This is a genomic window from Citromicrobium bathyomarinum (assembly GCF_038594485.1).
GTDB classification, from domain to species: domain Bacteria; phylum Pseudomonadota; class Alphaproteobacteria; order Sphingomonadales; family Sphingomonadaceae; genus Alteriqipengyuania; species Alteriqipengyuania bathyomarina_A.
Genome location: NZ_JBCFZG010000006.1, coordinates 1 through 21965, shown reverse-complemented (window position 1 = coordinate 21965; position 21965 = coordinate 1). Strand labels below are relative to the sequence as shown.

Here is a 21965-nt window from a genome sequence, read left to right as displayed (position 1 = left end):
GGATGCCGACGGACGGCTAGATTGCGCCGCATGTGGCCTTACTATCCCGAGCTGCTGGAAACGCCGGTGCCGCGTTATACCAGCTATCCGACCGCAGCGGACTTCGATCTGCTGCCAGCCTGTCATTATCGCAGCGCGCTCGAGCGGACGGAGGGGGAGGTGTCGCTCTACCTCCACATCCCGTTCTGCGAGCAGATATGCTTTTATTGCGGGTGCAATACGGGGAAGGCGAACAGGCGCCAGCGGCTGGAAAGCTACCTGCACGCGCTCTATCGCGAACTTGAAACGGTCGCGGCGCTGCTTCCGCGCGGAACCCGTGTGGGCCGGATTGCCTTTGGCGGGGGCAGCCCGAACGCCATCGCCCCTGCCGAGTTTCTGCGGCTGGTCGATGCGTTGGCACACCATTTCGAACTGGATGATCCGATCTTCTCGATCGAACTCGATCCGCGCACCATGAGCCGGGAGTGGGCGCAGGCTCTGCGTACCGCCGGGGTAGAGCGCGCGAGCCTCGGCGTGCAGACTTTCGCGGCGCATTGCCAGCAAGCGATCGGGCGTCTCCAGCCCGAGGATCAGATCGTACAGACCGTCGACTGGCTGCGCGAGGCGGGCGTTTCCTCGATCAATTTCGATCTGATGTACGGCCTGCCCGGCCAGACGCTGGCCGATCTTGAAGACAGCATGCACCGCACCCGCGTGCTCGACGCGGATCGGGTCGCGCTGTTCGGATATGCGCATGTGCCGCATGTGGTGCCGCGCCAGCGCATGATCGACGCGAGCGCCCTGCCGGGCCGCGATGCGCGTTTCGAAATGGCTGCGGCGGGTTTCGGGTATTTCCTCACGCATGGATATCTGCCCGTCGGATTCGATCACTTCGCGAAGGCGGGCGCCGATCCGCTTGCAGCGGCGGTCACGAGTGGCCGCCTGAAGCGCAATTTCCAGGGCTTTACCGACGACCCGAGCGATGTGCTGATCGGATTGGGCGCATCGGCCATCAGCGGTTTTCCTGGCCTGATTGCCCAGAACGAGAAGAACTCGGGCCGCTACCGGATGAAGGCGGGCGAGGGCCAGCTGACCGTCACGCGCGGCATCCATCGCAGCGCGGACGACCGCTATCGGGGTTCCATCATCGCAAAACTGCTATGCGACGGGCGCAGCCGGGTCGGTGCGCGAATGCTCACAGAGGTGGCACCAAGGCTTTCACCCTTCATCGAACGGGGCCTGGCGAGCATCGACCGTGAGTGGCTGCGCATCGAACCCGACGGGCTTCCCTACGCGCGCACCATCGCCTCACTGTTCGATGCCTATCGTTCGGTGTCGCCGCGCCAGTTCAGTTCGGCTGTGTAAGCCGGGCGCGCTTGCGGCACGTGCCCGCGTGACACGCCTGGAACCGGCAATCGCGCTCGGGCTTCTTTTCTCCGTCGCGCCTGATGGGGATCACGATGCTGCCGCCATTGCACAGCTGGGCGGTGATCGTGTCGACCGATGCCGGGAGCGGACCGGTCATTGCGGGCACCAGCGCCGCCAGGGCGTAGAGCTCAATCCTCATTGTCATCCTCGATCAGGATGCGGACGGCGGCGCCGTCCATGTCGTCGTACTGGCCGTCGCGCATCGACCAGAAGAACGCGGCCAGACCGGCTGCGCCGAGCCCGAGCGCGATGGGAATGAGGACGAACAGCGCGTTCATTTGGTCGCCCAGGCGAGCCGCAGCGAATTGCCGATGACGATGAGCGAACTCAAGGACATGGCGATTGCCGCGATCAGCGGCGTGACCACGCCCGCCAGCGCGAGCGGTATGGCGAGCATGTTGTAGGCGATCGCGAAGCCGAAATTCTGGCGGACGACGCGCATGGTCCGCCGCGCCACCGCTACTGCGTGGGCGACGGGCATCAAGCGTTCCCCGATAAAGACCGCGTCGGCGACCTGCTGGCTCGCATCGCTCGCGGTCCCGGGCGCGATGGATGCATGGGCCGAGGCAAGCGCAGGTCCGTCGTTAAGGCCGTCGCCGACCATCAGCGGCTTCGCCCCGGCCGCCTTCAACTGTTCGAGCTGCGCGAGCTTTTCCTGCGGCGACACATTGCCCAAGCTTTGCAGCCCGAGCTCGTCCGCGACCTTGGCCAGCGGTGCGTCCCGGTCGCCCGAAAGGATGCGGCTTTCGATCCCCAGACTGCGCAGGCGATCAATGGCCTGCGCGGCATCGCACCTCAGCGGGTCGTCGAAGCGGACCGGCCAGCACTCGTCAGCGATGACGAGTTCGACCGCCATCTGCCCGGCGTCGGCTTGCGGACGGCGCAAGGCGACAGCCTCGCTTGCATGCATCGCGAATACGCCATCGCCTGCAACCTCGCGGACCCCTTCGAGCTTGGCCGGCGCGATACCCTGCGCGGCAAGCGCCTTTGCGATGCTGCGACTGAGCGGATGACGGCTCGCCTGCGCGAGCGCGAGGGCGATTGGAAGTGCCCGCGTCGGCACCGCATCCAGTTCGGCCTGTGGCTCGCCAAGCGTCAGCGTGCCCGTCTTGTCGAACACCGCGACATCGACCTCTGCCAGCCGTTCCAGCGCGCTGCCGTCCTTCACCAGAAGCCCCCGCTTCATGAGCGCACCCGAGGCCACAACCTGCGCGGCGGGCACGGCAAGGCCCATCGCGCAAGGGCAGGTGATGATCAGCACCGCGATGGCGATCACCAGCGACTGGTGCCACCCGGCCCCCGCGATCATCCAGCCCACGAATGCCAGCGCTGCGAGGGTATGGACCGCAGGCGCATAGAGGCGCGCGGCCCGGTCCGCGATCCGCACATAGCGGCTGCGCGATTGGCCCGCCTCTTCCATGAGGTGCGCGATTTCCGCGATCGCGGTGTCCTGCGCGGCGGCGGTTATGCGCACCCGCAGCGGGGCGAGCATATTGATCGCGCCCGCATGAACCCGTTCGCCGATCCCCACCTGCACCGGCGTGCTTTCGCCGGTGAGCATCGAATTATCGATCGCGCTGGCCCCCTCTTCGATGGTCCCGTCTGCGGCGAGGGCTTCTCCGGCGGCGACAAGCATCACCATGCCGGGCACCAGAGTGTCTGCCGCCATCCGCTCGGTCGAGCCATCGGGGCGCAGCACGCTCGCGTGGCGGCCCATCCGGCCCAGCAGTGCGCCGACACCCGCGCGGGTCCGGTTGCGCATCTCCGCATCGAGTGCGCGGCCCGCCAGCAGGAAGAACAGCAGCATGGTTGCGCCGTCGAAATAGGCGTGTTCGCCGCCGACCAGCGTCTCGTGCAGGCTCAGCCCGGTGGCCAGCAGCACGCCGATGGAGATCGGTACATCCATGTTGCTGGTGCCACGACGCACTGCTTGCAGTGCGGAGACGAAGAAGGGACGCCCGGCATAGGCGATCACCGGCAAAGCGATCAGGGCGGAAAGCCAGTGGAATGCCTCGCGCGTCGCGCCGTCTGCTCCCGACCAGACGCCGACCGACAGCAGCATGATGTTCATCATGCCGAAGCCCGCGACCGCCAGCGCCTTCAAAAGCTCCCGATCCTGCGACGATCCGCGCATCGGCAGGCCTTCCACCGCCTGAGCTTCGAACCCGAGGCGTTGTAGCGCTTCTGTGAGGTCGAGGTCGTCCAGTTTGCGATCGTGGCTGATCGCCACACGCTTGGCCGACAGGTTGACCCTTGCCGCCGCTATGCCTTCGATCGCGGTCAGTCCGCTCTCGATCTTGGCGATACACGCGGAGCATCGCATGCCCGGAACCGCCAAGGTGGTCTGGCACAGCGGGGAGCTGTCGCTCTGAGGCAAGGCGGTATGCGCGTTCACGGGATGCGGGTCTCGACGATGCGTTTGTGCGCTTCATCCGCAAGCATCACGCGGAGCGTCCAGCGGTCTGCGTCGAGCGGTTGGGTCGATATGAAGCTGCCGTCCAGGCTCCGCGTGAAGGAGAGGTCGCGCACTTCGCGCTTGCCCAGCGGTCGCCTCGCGGTTGCGGTGACGGTGATATCCTCTGGAGCGCCAACGGCCGTCACCACCACCAGGCCATCCGCGCGCCGCGACACGGATGCATCCCAGCCCGTTGCCTCCTGCTGCCGCGCTTCCGCCAGCCAGCCGTTGTATTTCTGGCTCGCGACATAGGAATTCTCGACCACGACACCGCCGAAGCCGCTCGTGGCGAGCGAGGCCATATAGAAGTTTACTGCGATGACGATGCCGAACCCGCCCACCATGGTCGCGGCCATGTGCCTGCCGGTAAACGTGCCCATCATGATCCTCCTGCTGGTGCATCGAAGCGGGTTTCGACCCCGTCGGTCTCGCGCTGTTCGTCGACCGAGGTCAGCCGGAAGGTGAACTCGCTAGAGATCGTATCGCTCGGCGCCACGACATAGGCGCGCACGGTGCGGATCTGGTCGGCGGGGACGTTGAAGGTCAGGCTAGGGGCCGCGTCGCGCGCGTTGAGCATGTCGGTCCACATACGCGCGCCGGGCAGGCCTTCGATGGCGACCTCCATCTCGCGCGGGCGGCTTTCCATATTGCGCAGCTTGAGCGTGTAGGAATTGCGGATCGATCCGTCGCTCATCAGCATGAAGGGGGGATTGCGATCGGGGGAGACGGTCAGGTCGGTATGGCTGCGCGTACCCAGTGCGAACAGCAGGCCTGCGCCGATCCCGGCCCATACGCCGAAATAGACGAGGGTGCGCGGGCGCAGCAGCGCCTTCCATGCGGGCTGGGCAGGGTGGCCCTGTGCCTCTTCGCGGGATGCCTCCAGCGTGGCGTAGTCGATCAGCCCGCGCGGACGGCCGATGTCCTTCATCACGCGGTCGCACGCGTCGATGCACAGCGCGCAGGTGATGCAGCCGATCTGCGGCCCCTCGCGAATGTCGATGCCAGTCGGGCAGACCGCGACGCACTGGTTGCAATCGATGCAGTCGCCGAAATGCTCGGGGTCTCTCTTCGCTTTCTTCAGGCTGCCGCGCGGTTCGCCGCGCCAGTCCTTGTAGGTGACGATCAGCGATTTCTCGTCGAGCATCGCGGTCTGGATGCGCGGCCAGGGGCACATGTAGATGCACACCTGTTCGCGCATGAAGCCGCCGAGCGTGAAGGTGGTCAGCGTCAGGATGCCGACGGTGATGTACGCGACCGGCGCGGCCTGACCGGAGAAGAAGTCCCCGAACAGCGTCGGTGCATCGGCGAAATAGAGAATCCACGCGCCACCCGTCGCCAGGCTGATGATCAGGTAGATCGACCATTTGAACCCGCGCCGCGCGATCTTTTTCGGCCCCCAGGGCGCCTTGTCGAGCCGCGCACGCGCGTTGCGATCGCCATCGACGAAGCGGTCGATATGCTGGAACAGGTCGGTCCACACGGTCTGCGGGCAGGCATAGCCGCACCACGCCCGGCCAACCGCGCTGGTGACCAGGAACAGCCCGATTCCCGCCATGATGAGGAGCCCGGCGACGAAGTAGAATTCATGCGGCCAGATCTCGATGCCGAACATGTAGAAGCGGCGGTTGGCGAGATCGACCAGCACCGCCTGGTCGGGCGCGAAGGGCCCGCGATCCCATCTGATCCAAGGCGTGCCGTAGTAGATCGCCAGCGTGACGAACATCACGAACCACTTGAACCGGCGGAAGGGCCCGTCGATCCGCTTGTTATGGACAGCCTTGCGCTTCTCGTAGAGCTTTTCCGGCAGTTGGGTGCGTGGTGGCTCACCGGGTTCGTGCCGCCGCGTCGTCGCGCCGGGCTGGGCTATGGCGCTGGAGACGGGATCGTTGGTCTTGGCGACCCCGTCTTCCAGAACAACCGCGCGATCGCGCCCTTCGTCGGTGGTGTCAGGGCTGCTCATCGACCTTCACCTCGGGATCTTTCGCGACCTCAACGAAGTCTTCGCCTCCCCCGAGCGAATGGACATAGGCGGCGAGCATCTTGATCGTCACCGGATCGAGCCGCTCGCCCCACGCGGGCATCGCGCCCATGCGTGGATTTAGGATCTGACGCTTGAGGTCCGCCCGGTCGCTACCGCGCAGCCAGATCGCATCGTTCAGCCGCGCCGCGCCGAATTCTCGCCCACCGCCGCCGCTCGGGCCATGGCAGGCAGCGCAGTTGTCCGCGAAGGTCTGCGCCCCCGCCGCGTTCGGCTTGGCCTTGCCGCTGAGCGAGAGGACATGGTCGATCACCGCATTGAGCTGGGCGTCGTCGAACGCGCCTTCGAAGGGCGGCATCTGGCTCTGGCGGGTCTGGTCATCTCCTGCCCAGCGCACCCCGTGCGTGATCGTATATTCGATCGCTTTCAGGTCGCCGCCCCACAGCCAGGCATCGTCGTTGAGGTTGGGATAGCCGAGTTTCTGGTCGCCCCCGCCGCCCGAACCGTGGCACTGACTGCAGTTGACCTGGAACGCGGCACGTCCGCCTGCGACGGCACGCGCCATCAGATCGCTGTTATCGGGCAGCCGTTCGATCGGGATTTGCGCCAGCTGGTCGCGAAAGCCCTGCTGCGCCTGGTCGGCGACGCGCATTTCCTCCGCCAGTTCGCCGCGGCTCGACCAGCCGAGCACGCCGGCGGTCGCCTTGTCGACCATCGGCCACGCCGGATAGAGCACGACGTAGACGATCGCGAAGATGATGGTCAGGTAGAAAGTCCACAGCCACCACCGCGGCAGGGGCGTGTTGAGTTCCTCGATCCCGTCCCACTCGTGGCCGACGGTTTCGGTGCCGGTCGGTGCGTCGATGCGCTTATTCGCCATCGTTATCGTCCTCGAAAATCGAATGGGCTGCCTTGTCGATGCTGCGCTTCCCGCCGGGGCGGAAGGGCCAGAGGCACAAGGCCAGATAGAACACCAGCATGGCGGCCAGGCCGATGCTGTCGGCGAAGTGACGCAGTTCCTCGTAGAAGGTCATCGTCCCTTCTCCTGCGCCAATTCTTCGAGCGGAGCGCCGGCCTCGAAATCGACCAGCGTGCCGAGCATCTGGAGATAGGCGATCAGTGCATCCATTTCGGTCACGCGGTCGGGATCGCCGTCGAAATCGCGCACCTGCGCCTTGGGATAGCGCTGGGTCAGGTCGCCCGCGTCGACATTGGGATCGGCCTGCGCATAAAGATCGGCTTCGGCCTGTTCGAGGTCACGATCGGTATAGGGAACGCCGACCAGCTGCAGCGCGTGCAGCATTGCCTTGGCATCGGCGATCTTGAGATCGCGTTCCGCAAGGAAGCCGTATTTGGGCATGATGCTTTCCGGCACCACGCTTTGCGGGTTGGTCAGGTGCTGGATGTGCCATTCGTCCGAATAGCGGCCACCCACGCGGGCAAGGTCGGGCCCGGTGCGCTTGGACCCCCACTGGAACGGGTGGTCGTACATGCTTTCAGCGGCGAGGCTGTAGTGGCCATAACGTTCCACCTCGTCGCGGAAGGGGCGGATCATCTGGCTGTGGCACGAATAGCACCCTTCGCGGATGTAGATGTCGCGCCCCGCCTGCTCCAGCGGGCTGTAGGGGCGCACGCCCTCGACTTCCTCGATCGTGTTGTCGATCCAGAACAGCGGTGCGATCTCCACTAGCCCGCCGATCGCGACCGTCACCAGGGTCGCCACGGCGAGCAGCGTGATATTGCGTTCCAGCTTTTTGTGTTGCTCGGTCAGGCTCATCGCAGGTTCCTATTCAGCCGGCACGGTGTCGCGGTGCGCAGCGACGATCGGCGTGTCTTTTTCGGGATCGTAGGAGGCGCTGGTCATCGGCGCTTCGTCGCGCAGCTTCCCGGCCAGCGTCATCCAGACGTTGAAGGTCATCACCAGCGCGCCGGAAAGGTACATGAGCCCGCCCGTCATCCGCAGGATGTACATCGGGTGCAGCGCGGCGACCGTGTCGGCGAAGCTGTTCACCAGATACCCGTCGGGCCCGTATTCGCGCCACATCAGGCCCTGGGTGATCCCCGCCACCCACATGCTGGAGGCGTAGAAAACGATCCCCAGCGTCGCGAGCCAGAAGTGCCAGTTGATCATCCGCAGCGAATACATCCGCTCGCGCTTCCACAGCCGCGGGAACAGGTAATAGAGGCACGCGAAGGTGATCATCCCGTTCCAGCCCAGGGCGCCGGAATGGACGTGGCCGATGGTCCAGTCGGTATAGTGGCTGAGGCTGTTGACCGCCTTGATCGACAGCATCGGCCCTTCGAAGGTGCTCATCCCGTAGAAGGCGAGCGCTATCACCATCATGCGGATGATCGGGTCGGTGCGGACCTTGTCCCATGCGCCGTTGAGCGTCATCAGGCCGTTGATCATTCCGCCCCAGCTGGGCATCCACAGCATGATCGAGAACACCATGCCCAGCGTCTGCGCCCAGTCGGGCAGCGCGGTGTAATGCAGGTGGTGCGGGCCGGCCCAGATGTAGAGGAAGATCAGCGACCAGAAGTGGATGATCGACAGGCGATAGGAGTAGATCGGCCGCTCTGCCTGCTTGGGCACGAAGTAGTACATCATCGCGAGGAACCCGGCGGTGAGGAAGAACCCGACCGCGTTGTGCCCGTACCACCATTGGGTCAGTGCATCCTGCACCCCCGCGAACGCGCTGTAGCTGCGGCTGCCAAGGAAGCTGACCGGCACCGCCAGATTGTTGACCACGTGCAGCATCGCGACGGTCACGATGAAGGCGAGGTAAAACCAGTTGGCGACGTAGATGTGCGGTTCGTTACGCTTCAGCAGCGTAGCGACAAACACGGCCAGATAAGCGACCCAGACGATGGTCAGCCAGATGTCGACGTACCATTCGGGCTCGGCATACTCCTTGGACTGGGTGACGCCCAGGACGTAGCCGGTCGCGGCGAGCACGATGAACAGCTGGTAGCCCCAGAACACGAACCGGGCGAGGCTGGGCAGGGCCAGCTGCGTGCGGCAGGTGCGCTGCACGACGTAAAAACTGGTCGCGAGCAGGGCATTGCCCCCGAAGGCGAAGATCACCGCCGAGGTATGCAGCGGGCGCAGGCGCCCGAAATTGAGGTAGGGTTCGACGTTGAGCCAGGGAAACGCCATCTGCGAGGCGATGAAGACGCCTGCGAGCAGGCCGACCACACCCCAGAACATCGTAGCGATCGCGCCCCAGCGAACGATCTCGTCGTCGTAGGCCGAAGGCGTCTCGGGCATCTTGAAGAACGTCCGGCCACCGCCGATGGGGTCGAAGCGCCCCGCAGTCACCCAGATCATCACAAAAGCGATCACGGCGATGATGACGGCCTGCGCTGCAAAGCCGGCATCCTTGGCGTTCACGGCGACGGCAAGTGACAGGAGGAGCAGGACAAACCACACTCCGACCCGTCCCAGCGCTGCTTCGATTTTCATGAATGGTCCCTTCCGTTTGGCGGCCGGTTAGGGCGGCCCGGACTCACGCGCATTGATCGAGATCAAATTTGGGAAATTTTATGCGGCGGCAGGCATTTGCCCCGCGGCAAGGGCAAGGCCTTCCCAATCGCGGATGGTCACGATCGACCTGCCGCTCGTCTCGATCAGGCCGAGATTTCGCATCTCACTGAACTGACGGCTGACCGTTTCGATCGTCAGGCCCAGACTGTCTGCGATTTCCGCTCGTGACATGGGCAGGCGGATCGTCTCGGGCGATGCGCGATGGCGGGCTCCGCGTTCGAACATGGCGAATAGAAAGCCCGCCAGCCGTTCGCGTGCCGAATGCGTACCCAGCATGATCGAATTTGCGCGGCTTCGGCCGAGCGCGAGAATGGTCTGCTCGATCGCGAGCCGCAGCAAGGTGCTGTCTTTGCCCGATGCGGCGAGCAGGCTGGCCGCCGGGATCGCCAACAGCTCGGTCGCCTCCAGAGCGATCAGGGAAAAGCCATTCCGCCCGGCGCCCGGAATGTGCATCAGCTCGCCCGGGAAACCGAATGCGACGATCTGTTCGCGCGAGCTCGAAAGATAGGCAACGAGCTTTACCGACCCCTTCGCGATGTAAGCGAAATGATCTTCGGGGTTCCCGAAATCGACGTGACCCTGCGCCCGCAGGTGGAGCGCGAATGCCTGATGGCGAAGGCGCAGTATGTCTGCATCGGTCAGATGATGCGGCAGAATGCGGCGATCAAATTCGTCGAACAGGTCGATGAAATCGTTCATGGCGGGGCCCTCTTGAATAGGTCCCCCGATTAACTTGCCGCTCACCCCTAGCGCATTGATCGAGATCAATGGCAGCCGTTGCTATGCCCTGGCGAGCGCCCCTCTCTGTCTGAAAGTTCAAAAGCTGGCCGCGTTGGCAGGAACGTCGACTGCGAAGTGACAAGCGGTGCTTGTCTCAGGCTTGTTTAGCCGTCTCGGTCATCTGTCGGGCGGGAAAGTCGTTCGCGCAACGCAGGGCATACAGCGCTGCCCCAAGCGTCGGATCGGCTACCGGTTCTACGAACCGGTAGCGCGCATCCATGCTCGCCAGCCTTGCCTTGAAGGGCGCGGTTACCAGGTCGCCGGAGCGGAAAACTCCGCCGGACCAGGAGACCGGAATGTCTTCATCCGTCCCGAAGTCCAGCTGCCTCGCAACCGCGTCGACGATCTCGGCAAGTTCAGCAGCGGCGGCGCGGAATATCTCCGCCGCCGCGCGGTCCCCTTCATTCGCCGCCGTAGCGACGATCTGGCTGAGCGCCGCAATGCTGTCGCGACTTTCCTCCGCACCCATAACCTGCCCGCACAGGTCGAGGTCCGCCTTCAACGCAAAGTGGTCGCGTAGCGCCTCCAGCAACGGTCCGGGCGCAGATCGCCCATCGCTCATCCGGGAAAACAGCTGCAGGCCTCTTGTGGCGATCCAGTAGGCCGATCCTTCATCGCTGAAAATCTCGCCCCAGCCACCTGCCCGGGCGCTTTTCCCACGCCGCTCGCCATAGGCGATCGATCCGGTTCCGGACACGATGTTGATGCCATCACGCCCGCCCAGCGACCCGGCCCAGCCGCACACCATGTCATTGCCGACGGTGAAGCGATCGTGCCCCAGCATCTCGCGCGGAAGCTGTGCGATCAGCGGATCGAACCTGCTGTCTTCCCCGAAGGCCGGCAGGCCGAAGAAGGCAAAGCCCAGCGTTGCCGGATCGGGGCAGACCTTGGCGATCCCTTCCATCAACATTTCGGTGAGTCTCTCGATACCGACCTGCAGATAATAGCTCGACCCGGCGAGATGCTGCGCAAGCACTTCGCCCGAGCTATCGATCAGCGTAAAGGCGGTCTTGGTCCCGCCACCATCGACCCCGAGATAGATATCCTTGTTCAGGCGGTCTCGCATGCGTGAAGCCTTACGCCCTGGACAACGCGATTGACCGTCCCGCTCACATTGGGGTTATCCGGCGTCAGACCTGCATCGAGCGATGCGAGGATACCGTAAACCTGCGCAGGAACGATGTAAGGGTAGAGCAACTCCGCGTCCTTCGCATCCGCCATTCCGGGGACCAGGATGGCATCGTCGATGTCATCCAGCGCGGACAAGGTCACGATCTGCGCCGCTGTCCCGTCTGCGATAAGTTCGGCGCGCAGATCCATGTCGTAGGCGCGCGTGAGCGGATCGTTCGACATGAACAGCATCACCATCGTCCGGTCGTTCACCATGGCTTTGGGACCATGCCGGAAACCGAGCGGTGAGTCATAGCTGGTCAGGATCTTTCCGTCGGTAAGTTCCATCAGCTTGAGCGCCGCCTCGCGCGCCAACCCCTTGAACGGGCCGCTCCCGAGGTACACGACCCGATCGAACCGGGCCTCGGCCAGACGCTGCATCATCGGAACGATCGTCTGCAACAGGCTGGTACAGCCTTCCGCAATACGCGCCGGGTCGGCGCGCTCGGGCGACAGCGCCGCCCAGGCGGCGTACATCATGGACGTGAAGCTCGACGTCATGGCGAAGCTTTGGTCGTGGGCCGCTTCGGGCAGCAGCACGGTGAGCCGATTGTCCTTGCCCTGGGCTGCGATCGCGCCGTCGGCATTGCAGGTAATGACCAGATGGCTGACGTCGGCCACCAGCTCGTCCGCAATTTCAATGGCGCCCTTGCTTTCCGGACTGTTGCCGGACCGGCCGAAGGATACCAGCAGCGTGGGCACGTCCTTTCTCAGGTAGACGAAGGGCGAGCTGACGATGTCGGTCGTCGCCAGGGCTTCCACCCGGGCGGCGACTTGCGCGTCGAGGAAAGGCGCGAGGCACTCGCCGATGAACGCCGACGTGCCTGCACCTGTCAGGATGACACGCGCCAGCGGGTTGGACAGATACGGGTTCGCGAAGGCCGCAATCCGATCCTTCATTTGCGCCACGATCCTGTCGGTCGCCAGCAGCACTTCGGGTTGCTGGCCGATCTCGCGCGCAGTCCACAGGGCGCCTTTCGCTTCCAACTGCTGCTCGTTGTATCCAAGCCTAAGCATTGCGGTTTTCTCCAGCGTCAGTCGCTTTCAGGTAGGTGTCCAGCGTCGTCATGACGTGCGCCATGACGAGTTCGGTCGGATCGTTCGTGAGTGTGCCTGCGCGCAGCTCCGCGTAGGCAACAGGCAGGTACTGGCTGACCAGCGGCAGCGGCGGCGGGGATGCGCGCAGGTTGGCGAACATCTCGTCCTGCGCCTGCGCGATCTGCGGATCGGGCCAGTAATAGCGGATCCGGTCGCTGAGGCTGTATTGCAGGTCGAGCTGCAAGTCGGCCCCGCTCGAATGATAGTATTTCTGCCAGTTGCCCGGCTTGTCGTTCATCACCGCCAGCACCCGCTGGCGGAAATCCGACGCGCGATTCCCCAGCATGTCGCGCTCCATCGCGTCGAGCGCCCACAGCGCTTCGCGCAGCGCGAATGTCACACCCGGGCCGACCTTCAGGATCGCGAAGTGGTCGCGCACAAGCGCGGTCAGCGCCTCCTGGGTCTGGTAGTCGGTCGAATGGGCTTCGAAGACCATGCCGGGGATATCGTCCAGGCTGCGGCTGAGGTCTTGCGCAGCTTCGGGGCGGTAATCGAGCACCTGGTGGTGGTCGAATTCGACCCCGGGTTGCGTCACCAGCGCGATGACGCGGTCCCACGCCTCCGCCGGGAACAGTTCCTTGTGCATGGCGATGGTGCCGTGCGCCGCCTCGGGCGAGGTCACCTGCAACGGTTCCAGATCTTCGGTCGCTCCGCCGGGTACCGGAACCTCCGTCCCGATAACGTAGACTGGCGGCTTGGTTCCGGCATCGGCAGAGGCCGCTTCCGCCACCCGGCACAGACGCGCCGCGCGCGCGGCGATCGTCTCTTCGGGCAGGGGGATGGGATCGTCGACGCAGGACATCGAGCAGTCGAGGTGGATCTTCTCGAAACCCGCACGGACATACTGGTCGATCAGCACATCGGCCCGGTCCATCGCTTCGTCAGCTGTCAGCGCGGTCCAAGCATTCGGCCCCAGATGGTCGCCGCCGAGCACGATGCGCGTCGCCGGGAAGCCGGCGCGTTCCGCGATCTCGGCGACGTAGTCGCGGAAATCGGCAGGCTTCATCCCGGTGTAGCCACCATCCTGATTGACCTGATTGGAGGTCGCCTCGATCAGAACGAAAGGCGCGTCGTGCTTCAGCGCGTGGCGAAACGTGGCTTCGATCACCAGCGGATGGGCGGAGCAGACCGAATAGATGCCGACATTCTCGCCTGCCTTGTGGCGGGCAACGCGGTCCAGAAGGAGGCTCATGCCAGCTCTCCTTCGGCGTCCGGCTCAGGCTCGTCGGCAGCCTCGGGTTCGATGGCCAGCAGGACCGACGCGATCAGTGCGAGGCAAAGGCCGACGATCTTGAGCGGACCGGGTACCGCTCCCAGAATGACCAGGGAAAGCATCGCGGTGACCAGCGGTGCCCCGGCATTGGACAAGGGGGCGACGACGATCGCCTTGCCGTAACGAAAGGCGAAGACCAGTGTCAGCGCGCCGATGGCGTTGAGCATCTGGATGCCCGCTGCCAGCCAGGGCCCGTCGGTGCCGTAGTTAATCGGCTGGCTGAAATCGGTCACGAAATAGGCGACCGGAGCCAGCAGCAGGCCGGAGAGCATCATGTAGAAGAAGATGCTTTCCCCGCTCATGGTGTTGTTCGCCAGCTTCATGAAGAACGCCTGCACGCCCCAGCACAGCATGATCAGCAGCGCGAGCGGAGCCCATCCAAGACCGCCAACATCGCCCGACAGCGAAAGATCGAACATCGGCAGCGCCACCAGCGCCAGTATGATGCCCAGCACGCCCAGCTTCCCGGTCCGCTCCTTCAGGATCAGCAGCGACAGCGTGATCGTGACGATGGGCGACAGCGAAATGACGGGGAAGATCAGGTAGGGCGGTCCGCGCGTTACGGCGTAGAACAGCACCAGCTGGCCGCCCGCGCCGAGAAGTCCGATCGTCAAGCCGAAGAACACGGAGCGCGCATCGCGGTCGAGCCGCCAGCCCGCCATCGCCAGCACGATCAGCGCAGGCGGGATCATGGTCAGTGCCCAGACGCAATAGACCAGCGTTTCGGGGAAGCCGCGTTCAGCAGATATTCCCGCGACCGCTCCCCAGACACCCCACAGGGCGACGGTGGCGAGGGCATAGATCAGCCAGCTGCGTCCGGCGGCCGGCGATTTAGCTTCAGTCATCGTCACGCTCCGATCCGTTCGGCCTGAAGGAGCAGGTGCTCCGCGAAAGCCACGGCCATGCGGGGGGCTGCCGCATCGAGCGTGCCGAGCACTTTATCGCTTTCGATATCCGTCACCCGGTAACGTCCGGCTGCAAGCCCTCGCAATTCCACGGGGCCCGAATACTCATCAGCGTAAAAGGCGAAGTAGCTCCGATCGTTTTGATCGATGGCGTGCGCTTCGGGGCGATCGAAGCCGATATCGTACAGCTCGCCGCGATAGGTGCCGCGTGCCAGATCGTGCTCGTGATAGAGGTCGATCCACTTGCGCCAGTAACGCTCCTTTTCGGGCGTCAGGACATATCCGCCCGGCGGCAGCACATCGATGGGATTGTCGGTGTCGCGCGGCCATGTGAACTTGGTCGACACAACGCCGCCGATGCCCACCGCGGACGCGAAGTCGGTGCCCCCGTCGCTGAGCTCCACATGGTCGCCGGAATACGGCGCCGACGGGCCCATTAGCGCCTTGGTCGTCTTGCCCTTGGTCCGGATCTGCCAGGACGACAGCGGATCGGATGCCGGAACCTGGTTCATGTAGGGCAGGGAATGGAACGCAAAGGACGTGCCGCATGGGCAGAATTCCAGGATCGCATCCGGGTTGATGGATGTCGCCGCGTCGTGGACAGCCTGCCAGAACGCGGGCAGCTGTTCGCAGGCTTCCTCGGGATAGGCGTGGTTGTGTGCCGGATTGTAGCATGGCGGAACACCGTTCAGATGCTGCCCGTCCAGCTTCAGGCCTTCGTAGCCCCATTCGCCGATGATCTTGCGCACCAGCGCGGTGCAATGGTCGATGGTCGGCTGGTAGGCCGGGCATAGCGTGAACGCGTTCCACCAGGTGACGTCGTTGACCGCGCCGTTCTCGTCCAGCAGCAGCATGTCGGTGTGATCGTGCAGCAGGTCGGTGCCGGGATCGACGGCGAGCGGTGCCAGCCACAGGCGCGGGCGCAGGCCGGCGTCCCTGATCCGCTTCACGAACGCGATCATGTCGGCATCGCCGTTCGGGAATTTCTTGGGGTCGAGGTACCAGTCGCCCTCTGCCGTCTGCCAGCCGTCGTCCATCACCGCCCACTTGATGCCCAGCTCTTTTACCTTGGGCAGCGTGCCGATGACCTGATCGGTATTGAAATTGCGCTCGTAACCCCACGCGCACCAGATCGCTTCGTAAGCGGAGGCGGGGACGTAGGCATCGGTCAGCCCGCGGGCGGCCATGATCTCGCGATAGGCTGTCAGCGGAGCGAAGCAGTCGCCGGTATGCGCGGCGAGGAATGTCGTAAGGGTGGAGACTTCCTCCCCCGGAGCCAGTTCGAAAGGCTGATCGCTTTCCAGCGCAATGCTCGTTTCGCTAGTGGAACTTGCTACGGGCAGGGCGATCAGCTTCGGCTTCAGCTCGAGATGCCCGACGGCCAGCCCGGCGTCGGGCCGCCAGATGTCGACCACCGGCGTGCCGCCGCCATAGTCCGACGCGTTCATGCCCATGTAGTTGCGCTGATCGAACCCGGCAGGTGCCGGCTGGATCCAGTCGCGCCGGTCGCCATGCGACGATCCGGCGAAAGTCCAAACTCCGCGCTCCCCGCGCGTCAGGCTATGCGCAGCATTGCGCCAGCCGCGCAGGGCCACCGGCTCCTTCCCGGTGTTGCGGTAGGTGGCAATAATAGCCGCGATGCCGGGGCGGTTGGGATCGAAGGTGAATTCGACGGTCTTTTCGATGCCGTTGGCACTCACGCCCGTGGCGCTGTGCGTCGTGCCCGCTAGTCCGGCGACCTTCGAAGCGCTTTGCCCCTGTTCGGTCAGCAGGAAAGGGGCGAGCGCCGTGCCTTCGGCGGGAAGCAGCGTTTCGCTGTCCGAAAAACCGGTCAACGCACGTCCGCCGACCAGCAGGCGAGTGCGCATGCCGCTGTCGATCTCTATCGTAAGCGCGTCGTCGCCGAAGCGGTTCGCGATCGGCGCGGCGAACACGGGAGGGGCGGCGATGGTGCCGACCGCGAGCACCGCGGACGTGCTGCCCATGAGCTGGAGCACCTGCCGACGTCGCATACCCGCTTTATGAATCATTCCTCGCCCTCCAGCGTTCAAATCGCCAGGCGTCCCCCGCCCGGAATATCCGTTTGCTCTCCGGATCAATAGATGTAACATAATGAAAACGGATGCAAGGATGAACTTTCGTTTTCATTCGATCAGGAGGCGAGATGAGAAAACCCACTGTGAAGCTATCGCTGGTGCTCGCGGCTATGTCGGCGGCACTGGCCGGGTGTGTGGCGACAGACGGCGCCAACCCTACGGCTCTTGCCGCCGCCGACGGCCATTACAGCAAGGCCGACTTCGACCGCGTGCCCAAGATAGACGTGCATGTGCATGCCAACATGTACGACCCGTCGTTTCTCGAACTGGTCCGCGATAACGGGTTCCAGGTATTGTCGATCAACGTCGACTATCCGGACTTTCCTTCGCTCGCCACACAAGCTGACGTGGCGCACCGCTACTATGCGGAAGACCCAGCGCATTTCCAGTTCGCGACCACGTTTTCGATGGACGGTTTCGAGACCCCCGGGTGGTCCGCGCGCACAAACGCCCACATCGATCGGGAGCTGGACGCGGGTGCGATCGGCGTGAAGGTGTGGAAGAACATCGGCATGGTCGAACGCAACAGTGCAGGCGAGCTGATCATGCTCGACGATCCCGGTTTCGATGTAGTGATGGCGCATATCGAACAGCGCGGGGTGCCGCTGATCGCCCACCAGGCAGAACCTTACAATTGCTGGCTGCCGCTCGATCAGATGACGACCGAGAATGATCGCCAGTATTTCAAGGCGCATCCCGAATATCACATGTACCTGCACCCGGAGATGCCGAGTTATCAGCAGCTTATGGATGCTCGCGACCGCTTCGTGGGGGCGCATCCCGGGCTGACGGTGATGGGCGCCCATATGGGCAGCATCGAATGGAGCGTCGACGAACTGGCTGCTTTCCTCGATACCTATCCGAACGCGGTCGTCGACATGGCTGCGCGGATGAGCAACCTGCAGTACCAGTCGAACCACGACCGGGAAAAGGTGCGCGACTTCCTGATCAGGTACCAGGACCGCGTGTTGTACGCGACCGACCTGACGCTAAGCCCGCTATCGGACGAGGCGAAGGCGCAGAATCCGCCGATCGATCCCGGTGCCGATTTCGCTGCATCGGCCGAAGGCGTCTGGCGTTCGGACTGGACCTATCTTGCCACGCCGGAAAGCCAGTACGTCGAGACGCTGAAGGCAGATACGCCCGGGCTGGCACTGCCGCGTTCGGTCATCCGGAAGATCTATTACGAAAACGCGCTGCGGGTCTTTCCCGCCTTCGTTCAAGCTTCGTAGAGATCGAAGCCGACCGTCCGGGCTGCATCGCGGATGTAGTCCGGCGCGTCGGTGTCGGTCACCAGCGCGGAAATCTCGCCGACATCGATGATCCGGTGCAGGCAGGTGCGTCCGAACTTGGAACTGTCGGTCACTGCGATGACCGATCGCGCCCTGCTGACCATCTTGCGGTTGAGCATTGCTTCGGGTTCGTAATGCGTGGTGAGCCCGCGCTGGAGGTCGAAACCGTCAACGCCCAGGAACAGCTTGTCGACATGCAGCGCGTCGAGCGCGTCGACCGTCTGCCCGCCGTAGAACGCCATGTTGCGGCGGCGCATTTGTCCGCCAAGCATGACCACGACAACGTGCTCCTTGCGTGCCAGTACGGACAGCACGTTGAAGTCGTTCGTGACGACAGTGATGTCTTCGAGGTCGGGCAGACAGGATGCGATAGCCAAGGCCGTCGTGCCCGAATCGAGGACGATGGAATCGCCCGGTTCGACCATTTCTGCCGCGCGCTTCCCGATCCTGCGCTTTTCCTCGACATTGATAACCTGCTTGGTTTCCACCGCGGGTTCGTTGCCGGAGTTGATGACATCGGTTGAGATGGCGCCGCCATAGGAGCGTTCCGCCAGCCCGCGCTCGCACAGGAAATCGAGGTCCTTCCGGATCGTCTGGGACGACACGTCGAATTGCCGCGAAAGTTCGGCCACCTGAATACTGCCGAGTTCTTTCAACATGGCGATCATCTTCTGCCGCCGACCGCTGGTATCTCGCAATTTGGTCATTTTGCCCCGTGGTCCCGCCTGTGCGCGCATTCTAGGAGGTGCCCATATCTTACGCAATATGGCACGCCTCGGGGATTTCCGGAAAACGCACGAAAATGGTGGTAGCTGAAGCTATTTGAGATGCCGCGAGGCCAAATCGTGTTGAATAACTATCATTATATAGTGCTTGTCATACGGAAATTCCGTGCTTACGATGCAAAACGAAACATATTGGGGGTGAGTCCTCGGTTTCGCGTAATAAGGGGATGCTGCCGTAGCCAGGGATTGCCGCGGCAGATCGATGGAGGGAATTTCATGAAAGCGTATCGCCAGTTTCGTGCCGTTGCAGTTGCAGGGTGCAGTCTTGCCGCAATCATGGCCGCCAATCCGCTGGCCGCTCAGGACAGCGCGCCGGACGAAGAGCAAGTCTCCGAAGGCGAGCCGACGGACAACGTCATCGTGGTGCGCGGTGTGCGCGGCAGTATCGCGCGCTCTGTAGAACTGAAGAAAAATGCATCGACCGTGCAGGATTCGATCAGCGCGCTGGAGCTTGGCGTTTTTCCCGATGACAACGTGGCTGACTCGCTCGCGCACATCACCGGCGTTGCCATCAGCCGCACTGCGGGCGGGGAAGGGCAGTATGTCAGCGTCCGCGGTCTCGGCCCGGAATACACGCTGACGACGTTCAACGGTCGCATCCTCGCCACCGACGGCGCGAGCCGCGATTTTGCGTATGACGTCTTGCCCTCCGACGTGATCAGCGGAGCCGACGTGATCAAGGGGGCAGAGGCCGCTAACACGGAAGGTGCGATCGGCGGTCTGGTAAACCTGCGTTCGGCCAGTCCGTTCGACAAGCTCGGCCTCAATGGCGTGGCGCGCCTGCAGGGCGATTACAACATGATGTCCGAATATGCCGGCGTCAAATTCTCCGGCGTGGTGAGCAATACCTTTGCCGACGATACCCTCGGCGTCATGCTGGGCGTGGTGCTGGAGCGGCGCAAGGATCGCACCGACGTTGCCGGCAATGACGGTGGCTGGACGCGCAACCCCGACCCGACCGACGAAAGCTGGCTGTGGGGCAATGCCTGGGGCGGCAATATCGACCCCAACGGCAACGGCGTGCTCGATCCTGACGAATATGGCCTGATCGGCGTTGGCCAGTTCCGCGTCGGATCGATCCTCGAAGAAAAGCGCCGCCGCGCGTTCACTGCCAAGGTCGAATGGCGTCCCACCGACACCTTCACCCTCACGCTCGACGGGATCAAGACGAAGCTCGATTCCCCGCAGGTCGGGTTCCAGCAGTCCTATTACACGCTGTTCGCCCCCGGGCGCTGGTCGAACATGGTCATCCAGGACGGCATCGTCACCAGTTTCGACATGACCAATCCCGACCCGGAACTGGCGCTCAATCCGGAATTGCTGAACCAGACGACCTATCGCGTGGTCGACACCGATCTGTACGGCGCCAACGCAAAGTGGGAAGCGACCGATAACCTGACGCTGACTGCGGACCTCTACCGCTCCAGTTCCTCGCGCTATTCGGGCGGACAGGACAGCTACGTCGTGCTGCGCATGAATCAGCCCAACTCGGCGAGCTTCATGCTCAACGATTCGGCTGTGCCCGATGTTCAGGTGACGTTCGACGACGGCCGCGATCTGGTCGCGGGGCTTGCCGATGGCGCGTTCGGGCCGTCGGACTTCAACACGCACTATTTCTCGCTCGGTGGCGACAATATCGACGACAAGATCACCGGCCTGTCCTTCGCCGGCGACTGGTCGACGCTGATGGGGCCGCTCGATTCCGTTCTGTTCGGTGTCACCTACACCAGCCGCGAGAAGTCGCGTGAGCTGGTCAACAATTCGCTGACCGGCGGGGCCGACTATTATTCGGGCAACTACGCGATCAATGTGGGCGACCTTGGCGGCAACGTCATTTCCCGCAGCTTGGCCTTGCCCAACTTCATGAGCGGCGTCGACGCCACCTTCCCGCGTTCGTTCCTGTCGTTCGACGTGCCGGGCTATATCGATGCGCTCCAGGCCTATAACGGCACGGCGCGCCCCGGTGGCGGCACTTACGATTTCTCTGCCGCGGCTCCTGTGTGGAACCCGCTGCAAAGCTATCGCGTCACGGAAGACACGCTGGCCGCCTACGTGCAGGCCAACCTCTCGGGTGCGAGCTGGAGCGGCAACGTCGGCGTGCGCATGGTCAATACCAATACCACGGCGCAAGCCTGGGATGCGAAGATCCTGAACATCATCGCCAACGGGGCGTTCAACTATACCGCAGTCTACGACGATCCTTCGGAGATCACGCAGGATAGTGAGTACACCTATTTCCTGCCCTCGGCGAACCTGAGCATCGACCTGATCGACGACCTGCGCCTGCGCCTGAGCGCGGCGCGCACGATGGCGCGCCCGTCGGTCGAAACGCTGGCTCCGACCAACACGACCGAAAGCGTGTCCTGGGGTGAATTCACGCAGGTCTATGGCGGTAACGCGGACCTGAAACCGTACCAGGCCGACCAGTTCGACGCCTCGCTTGAATGGTATTTCGCGCCGAGTTCGATCTTCAACGTGGCTGGCTTCTACAAGTACATCAAGAACCAGATCACGACCAGCTGGGAACCCGGCATCGACATCGGCGTGCCCGGGTACCTGTTCAACATCATCCGCCCGATCAACGGCGATCATGCGCGGGTGAAGGGTGTCGAAGTCGGGCTGCAGCATCTGTTCGAAAACGGCTTCGGCGTGCGCGGTCAGTTCACCCGCAACTGGTCGAAGAGCTATGTTGGCGATCAGGTGCGCCCGCTGGAAGGTATCGCTCCGTCGGTCTACTCGCTCAGCCTGCTGTACGAAAAGGGCCCGCTGTCGATGGCGGTCACGGCTGACCACACGGACGCCTTCACCACCGCGATCAATGTGCTGGGCGAAGGGTACAACGAAGAGGCCGATGCTATCACCTGGGTGACGGCGCATATCTCTTACGACATTACCGACCGCATCAGCCTTGCTCTCGACGGGCAGAACCTGCTGGACTCGGAACAGACGTACAGCATCAACGGCAATCCGCTGCTGTCGCAGGGCTACTACCGGTATGGCCGGTCGGTGAAACTGAGCGCGAGCTATCGTTTCTGAGCGGAGAGATCCGTCAGGACCGCGATAGGGTCATCCTGCTCGATCGGTGCGTATTCCTCTCCCCCTCACGCACCGAGGCAGGCTGAACACGACGGGTCGGGTATCCGCATAGGCGGACGCCCGACCCGCTTTTTGCAAGCTACAGC

19 protein-coding genes are annotated in these 21965 nt (G+C 63.6%); 3 read left to right on the top strand and 16 right to left on the bottom strand.

All coding sequences use genetic code 11. The annotated features are described in order from the left end of the window. Window positions 1-30 precede the first annotated feature (30 nt). Window positions 31-1344: an oxygen-independent coproporphyrinogen III oxidase gene (gene hemN, locus AAG591_RS11330; protein ID WP_342531418.1), complete on the top strand. Its 1314-nt coding sequence runs from the start codon at window positions 31-33 to the stop codon at window positions 1342-1344. Here the strand turns inward: hemN and AAG591_RS11325 are convergent. From AAG591_RS11325 to AAG591_RS11255, 15 genes are all read right to left on the bottom strand, one after another. Next, window positions 1328-1546 (bottom strand): hypothetical protein, encoded by a 219-nt coding sequence (locus AAG591_RS11325; protein ID WP_342531417.1) that lies wholly within the window; start codon window positions 1544-1546, stop codon window positions 1328-1330. The genes hemN and AAG591_RS11325 overlap by 17 nt on opposite strands. Then, complete coding sequence (ccoS, locus tag AAG591_RS11320; RefSeq protein WP_342531416.1) at window positions 1536-1685, bottom strand: cbb3-type cytochrome oxidase assembly protein CcoS; 150 nt, start codon at window positions 1683-1685, stop codon at window positions 1536-1538. Before ccoS ends, AAG591_RS11325 begins: the two co-directional genes overlap by 11 nt. Further along, complete coding sequence (locus AAG591_RS11315) at window positions 1682-3802, bottom strand: heavy metal translocating P-type ATPase (RefSeq protein ID WP_342531415.1); 2121 nt, start codon at window positions 3800-3802, stop codon at window positions 1682-1684. Before AAG591_RS11315 ends, ccoS begins: the two co-directional genes overlap by 4 nt. Further along, on the bottom strand, window positions 3799-4245 hold the full coding sequence (locus tag AAG591_RS11310; protein WP_342531414.1) for a FixH family protein: 447 nt from the start codon (window positions 4243-4245) through the stop codon (window positions 3799-3801). Before AAG591_RS11310 ends, AAG591_RS11315 begins: the two co-directional genes overlap by 4 nt. After that, window positions 4242-5822 carry a cytochrome c oxidase accessory protein CcoG gene (ccoG, locus tag AAG591_RS11305; RefSeq protein WP_342531412.1) on the bottom strand — a complete coding sequence of 527 codons (1581 nt, stop codon included), beginning with the start codon at window positions 5820-5822 and terminating at the stop codon, window positions 4242-4244. The genes AAG591_RS11310 and ccoG overlap by 4 nt, the downstream gene beginning before the upstream one ends. Then, window positions 5809-6720: a cytochrome-c oxidase, cbb3-type subunit III gene (ccoP, locus tag AAG591_RS11300; RefSeq protein ID WP_342531411.1), complete on the bottom strand. Its 912-nt coding sequence runs from the start codon at window positions 6718-6720 to the stop codon at window positions 5809-5811. Before ccoP ends, ccoG begins: the two co-directional genes overlap by 14 nt. Then, on the bottom strand, window positions 6710-6874 hold the full coding sequence (locus tag AAG591_RS11295) for a cbb3-type cytochrome c oxidase subunit 3 (protein ID WP_342531409.1): 165 nt from the start codon (window positions 6872-6874) through the stop codon (window positions 6710-6712). The genes ccoP and AAG591_RS11295 overlap by 11 nt, the downstream gene beginning before the upstream one ends. Beyond that, complete coding sequence (gene ccoO / locus AAG591_RS11290) at window positions 6871-7617, bottom strand: cytochrome-c oxidase, cbb3-type subunit II (protein ID WP_342531408.1); 747 nt, start codon at window positions 7615-7617, stop codon at window positions 6871-6873. Before ccoO ends, AAG591_RS11295 begins: the two co-directional genes overlap by 4 nt. Before the next feature lie 9 nt (window positions 7618-7626). Continuing rightward, window positions 7627-9303 (bottom strand): cytochrome-c oxidase, cbb3-type subunit I, encoded by a 1677-nt coding sequence (gene ccoN / locus AAG591_RS11285; RefSeq protein ID WP_342531407.1) that lies wholly within the window; start codon window positions 9301-9303, stop codon window positions 7627-7629. A gap of 78 nt (window positions 9304-9381) precedes the next feature. Then, window positions 9382-10083, bottom strand: coding sequence for a Crp/Fnr family transcriptional regulator (locus AAG591_RS11280; protein WP_342531406.1), 702 nt, complete (start codon window positions 10081-10083; stop codon window positions 9382-9384). A gap of 175 nt (window positions 10084-10258) precedes the next feature. Further along, entirely contained in the window at window positions 10259-11230 is a 972-nt protein-coding gene (locus AAG591_RS11275) for an N-acetylglucosamine kinase (protein ID WP_342531405.1), read from the bottom strand. Further along, entirely contained in the window at window positions 11215-12351 is a 1137-nt protein-coding gene (locus AAG591_RS11270; RefSeq protein ID WP_342531404.1) for an SIS domain-containing protein, read from the bottom strand. The genes AAG591_RS11275 and AAG591_RS11270 overlap by 16 nt, the downstream gene beginning before the upstream one ends. Beyond that, a complete protein-coding gene (locus AAG591_RS11265) occupies window positions 12344-13624 on the bottom strand; it encodes a D-tagatose-bisphosphate aldolase, class II, non-catalytic subunit (RefSeq protein ID WP_342531402.1) in 1281 nt (426 codons plus the stop codon). Before AAG591_RS11265 ends, AAG591_RS11270 begins: the two co-directional genes overlap by 8 nt. Next, a complete protein-coding gene (locus AAG591_RS11260; RefSeq protein WP_342531401.1) occupies window positions 13621-14550 on the bottom strand; it encodes a DMT family transporter in 930 nt (309 codons plus the stop codon). Before AAG591_RS11260 ends, AAG591_RS11265 begins: the two co-directional genes overlap by 4 nt. A 2-nt stretch (window positions 14551-14552) precedes the next feature. After that, window positions 14553-16640, bottom strand: coding sequence for a glycoside hydrolase family 36 protein (locus tag AAG591_RS11255; protein ID WP_342531399.1), 2088 nt, complete (start codon window positions 16638-16640; stop codon window positions 14553-14555). A 134-nt stretch (window positions 16641-16774) separates the two neighbouring features. Here AAG591_RS11255 and AAG591_RS11250 point away from each other — a divergent pair, with 134 nt between their 5' ends. After that, window positions 16775-17938 (top strand): amidohydrolase family protein, encoded by a 1164-nt coding sequence (locus AAG591_RS11250; protein ID WP_342531398.1) that lies wholly within the window; start codon window positions 16775-16777, stop codon window positions 17936-17938. Here AAG591_RS11250 and agaR read toward each other — a convergent pair. Continuing rightward, on the bottom strand, window positions 17926-18705 hold the full coding sequence (gene agaR / locus AAG591_RS11245) for a transcriptional repressor AgaR (RefSeq protein WP_342531397.1): 780 nt from the start codon (window positions 18703-18705) through the stop codon (window positions 17926-17928). The genes AAG591_RS11250 and agaR overlap by 13 nt on opposite strands. Window positions 18706-18999: 294 nt before the next feature. On the opposite strand from agaR, the gene AAG591_RS11240 reads away from it, so the two are divergent. Continuing rightward, window positions 19000-21819 (top strand): TonB-dependent receptor, encoded by a 2820-nt coding sequence (locus AAG591_RS11240; protein WP_342531396.1) that lies wholly within the window; start codon window positions 19000-19002, stop codon window positions 21817-21819. The last annotated feature ends 146 nt before the right edge of the window (window positions 21820-21965 follow it).

What these genes read in the sequence shown, in the direction of transcription:
- ccoG (WP_342531412.1), bottom strand. Translation starts at nt 5,822, where the DNA reads ATGAGCAGCCCTGACACCACCGACGAAGGGCGCGATCGCGCGGTTGTT.
- AAG591_RS11275 (WP_342531405.1), bottom strand. Translation starts at nt 11,230, where the DNA reads ATGCGAGACCGCCTGAACAAGGATATCTATCTCGGGGTCGATGGTGGC.
- AAG591_RS11250 (WP_342531398.1), top strand. Translation starts at nt 16,775, where the DNA reads ATGAGAAAACCCACTGTGAAGCTATCGCTGGTGCTCGCGGCTATGTCG.
- AAG591_RS11310 (WP_342531414.1), bottom strand. Translation starts at nt 4,245, where the DNA reads ATGATGGGCACGTTTACCGGCAGGCACATGGCCGCGACCATGGTGGGC.
- AAG591_RS11280 (WP_342531406.1), bottom strand. Translation starts at nt 10,083, where the DNA reads ATGAACGATTTCATCGACCTGTTCGACGAATTTGATCGCCGCATTCTG.
- ccoN (WP_342531407.1), bottom strand. Translation starts at nt 9,303, where the DNA reads ATGAAAATCGAAGCAGCGCTGGGACGGGTCGGAGTGTGGTTTGTCCTG.
- AAG591_RS11240 (WP_342531396.1), top strand. Translation starts at nt 19,000, where the DNA reads ATGAAAGCGTATCGCCAGTTTCGTGCCGTTGCAGTTGCAGGGTGCAGT.
- agaR (WP_342531397.1), bottom strand. Translation starts at nt 18,705, where the DNA reads ATGACCAAATTGCGAGATACCAGCGGTCGGCGGCAGAAGATGATCGCC.
- AAG591_RS11270 (WP_342531404.1), bottom strand. Translation starts at nt 12,351, where the DNA reads ATGCTTAGGCTTGGATACAACGAGCAGCAGTTGGAAGCGAAAGGCGCC.
- AAG591_RS11255 (WP_342531399.1), bottom strand. Translation starts at nt 16,640, where the DNA reads ATGATTCATAAAGCGGGTATGCGACGTCGGCAGGTGCTCCAGCTCATG.
- hemN (WP_342531418.1), top strand. Translation starts at nt 31, where the DNA reads ATGTGGCCTTACTATCCCGAGCTGCTGGAAACGCCGGTGCCGCGTTAT.
- AAG591_RS11325 (WP_342531417.1), bottom strand. Translation starts at nt 1,546, where the DNA reads ATGAGGATTGAGCTCTACGCCCTGGCGGCGCTGGTGCCCGCAATGACC.
- ccoP (WP_342531411.1), bottom strand. Translation starts at nt 6,720, where the DNA reads ATGGCGAATAAGCGCATCGACGCACCGACCGGCACCGAAACCGTCGGC.
- AAG591_RS11295 (WP_342531409.1), bottom strand. Translation starts at nt 6,874, where the DNA reads ATGACCTTCTACGAGGAACTGCGTCACTTCGCCGACAGCATCGGCCTG.
- AAG591_RS11260 (WP_342531401.1), bottom strand. Translation starts at nt 14,550, where the DNA reads ATGACTGAAGCTAAATCGCCGGCCGCCGGACGCAGCTGGCTGATCTAT.
- ccoO (WP_342531408.1), bottom strand. Translation starts at nt 7,617, where the DNA reads ATGAGCCTGACCGAGCAACACAAAAAGCTGGAACGCAATATCACGCTG.
- AAG591_RS11265 (WP_342531402.1), bottom strand. Translation starts at nt 13,624, where the DNA reads ATGAGCCTCCTTCTGGACCGCGTTGCCCGCCACAAGGCAGGCGAGAAT.
- ccoS (WP_342531416.1), bottom strand. Translation starts at nt 1,685, where the DNA reads ATGAACGCGCTGTTCGTCCTCATTCCCATCGCGCTCGGGCTCGGCGCA.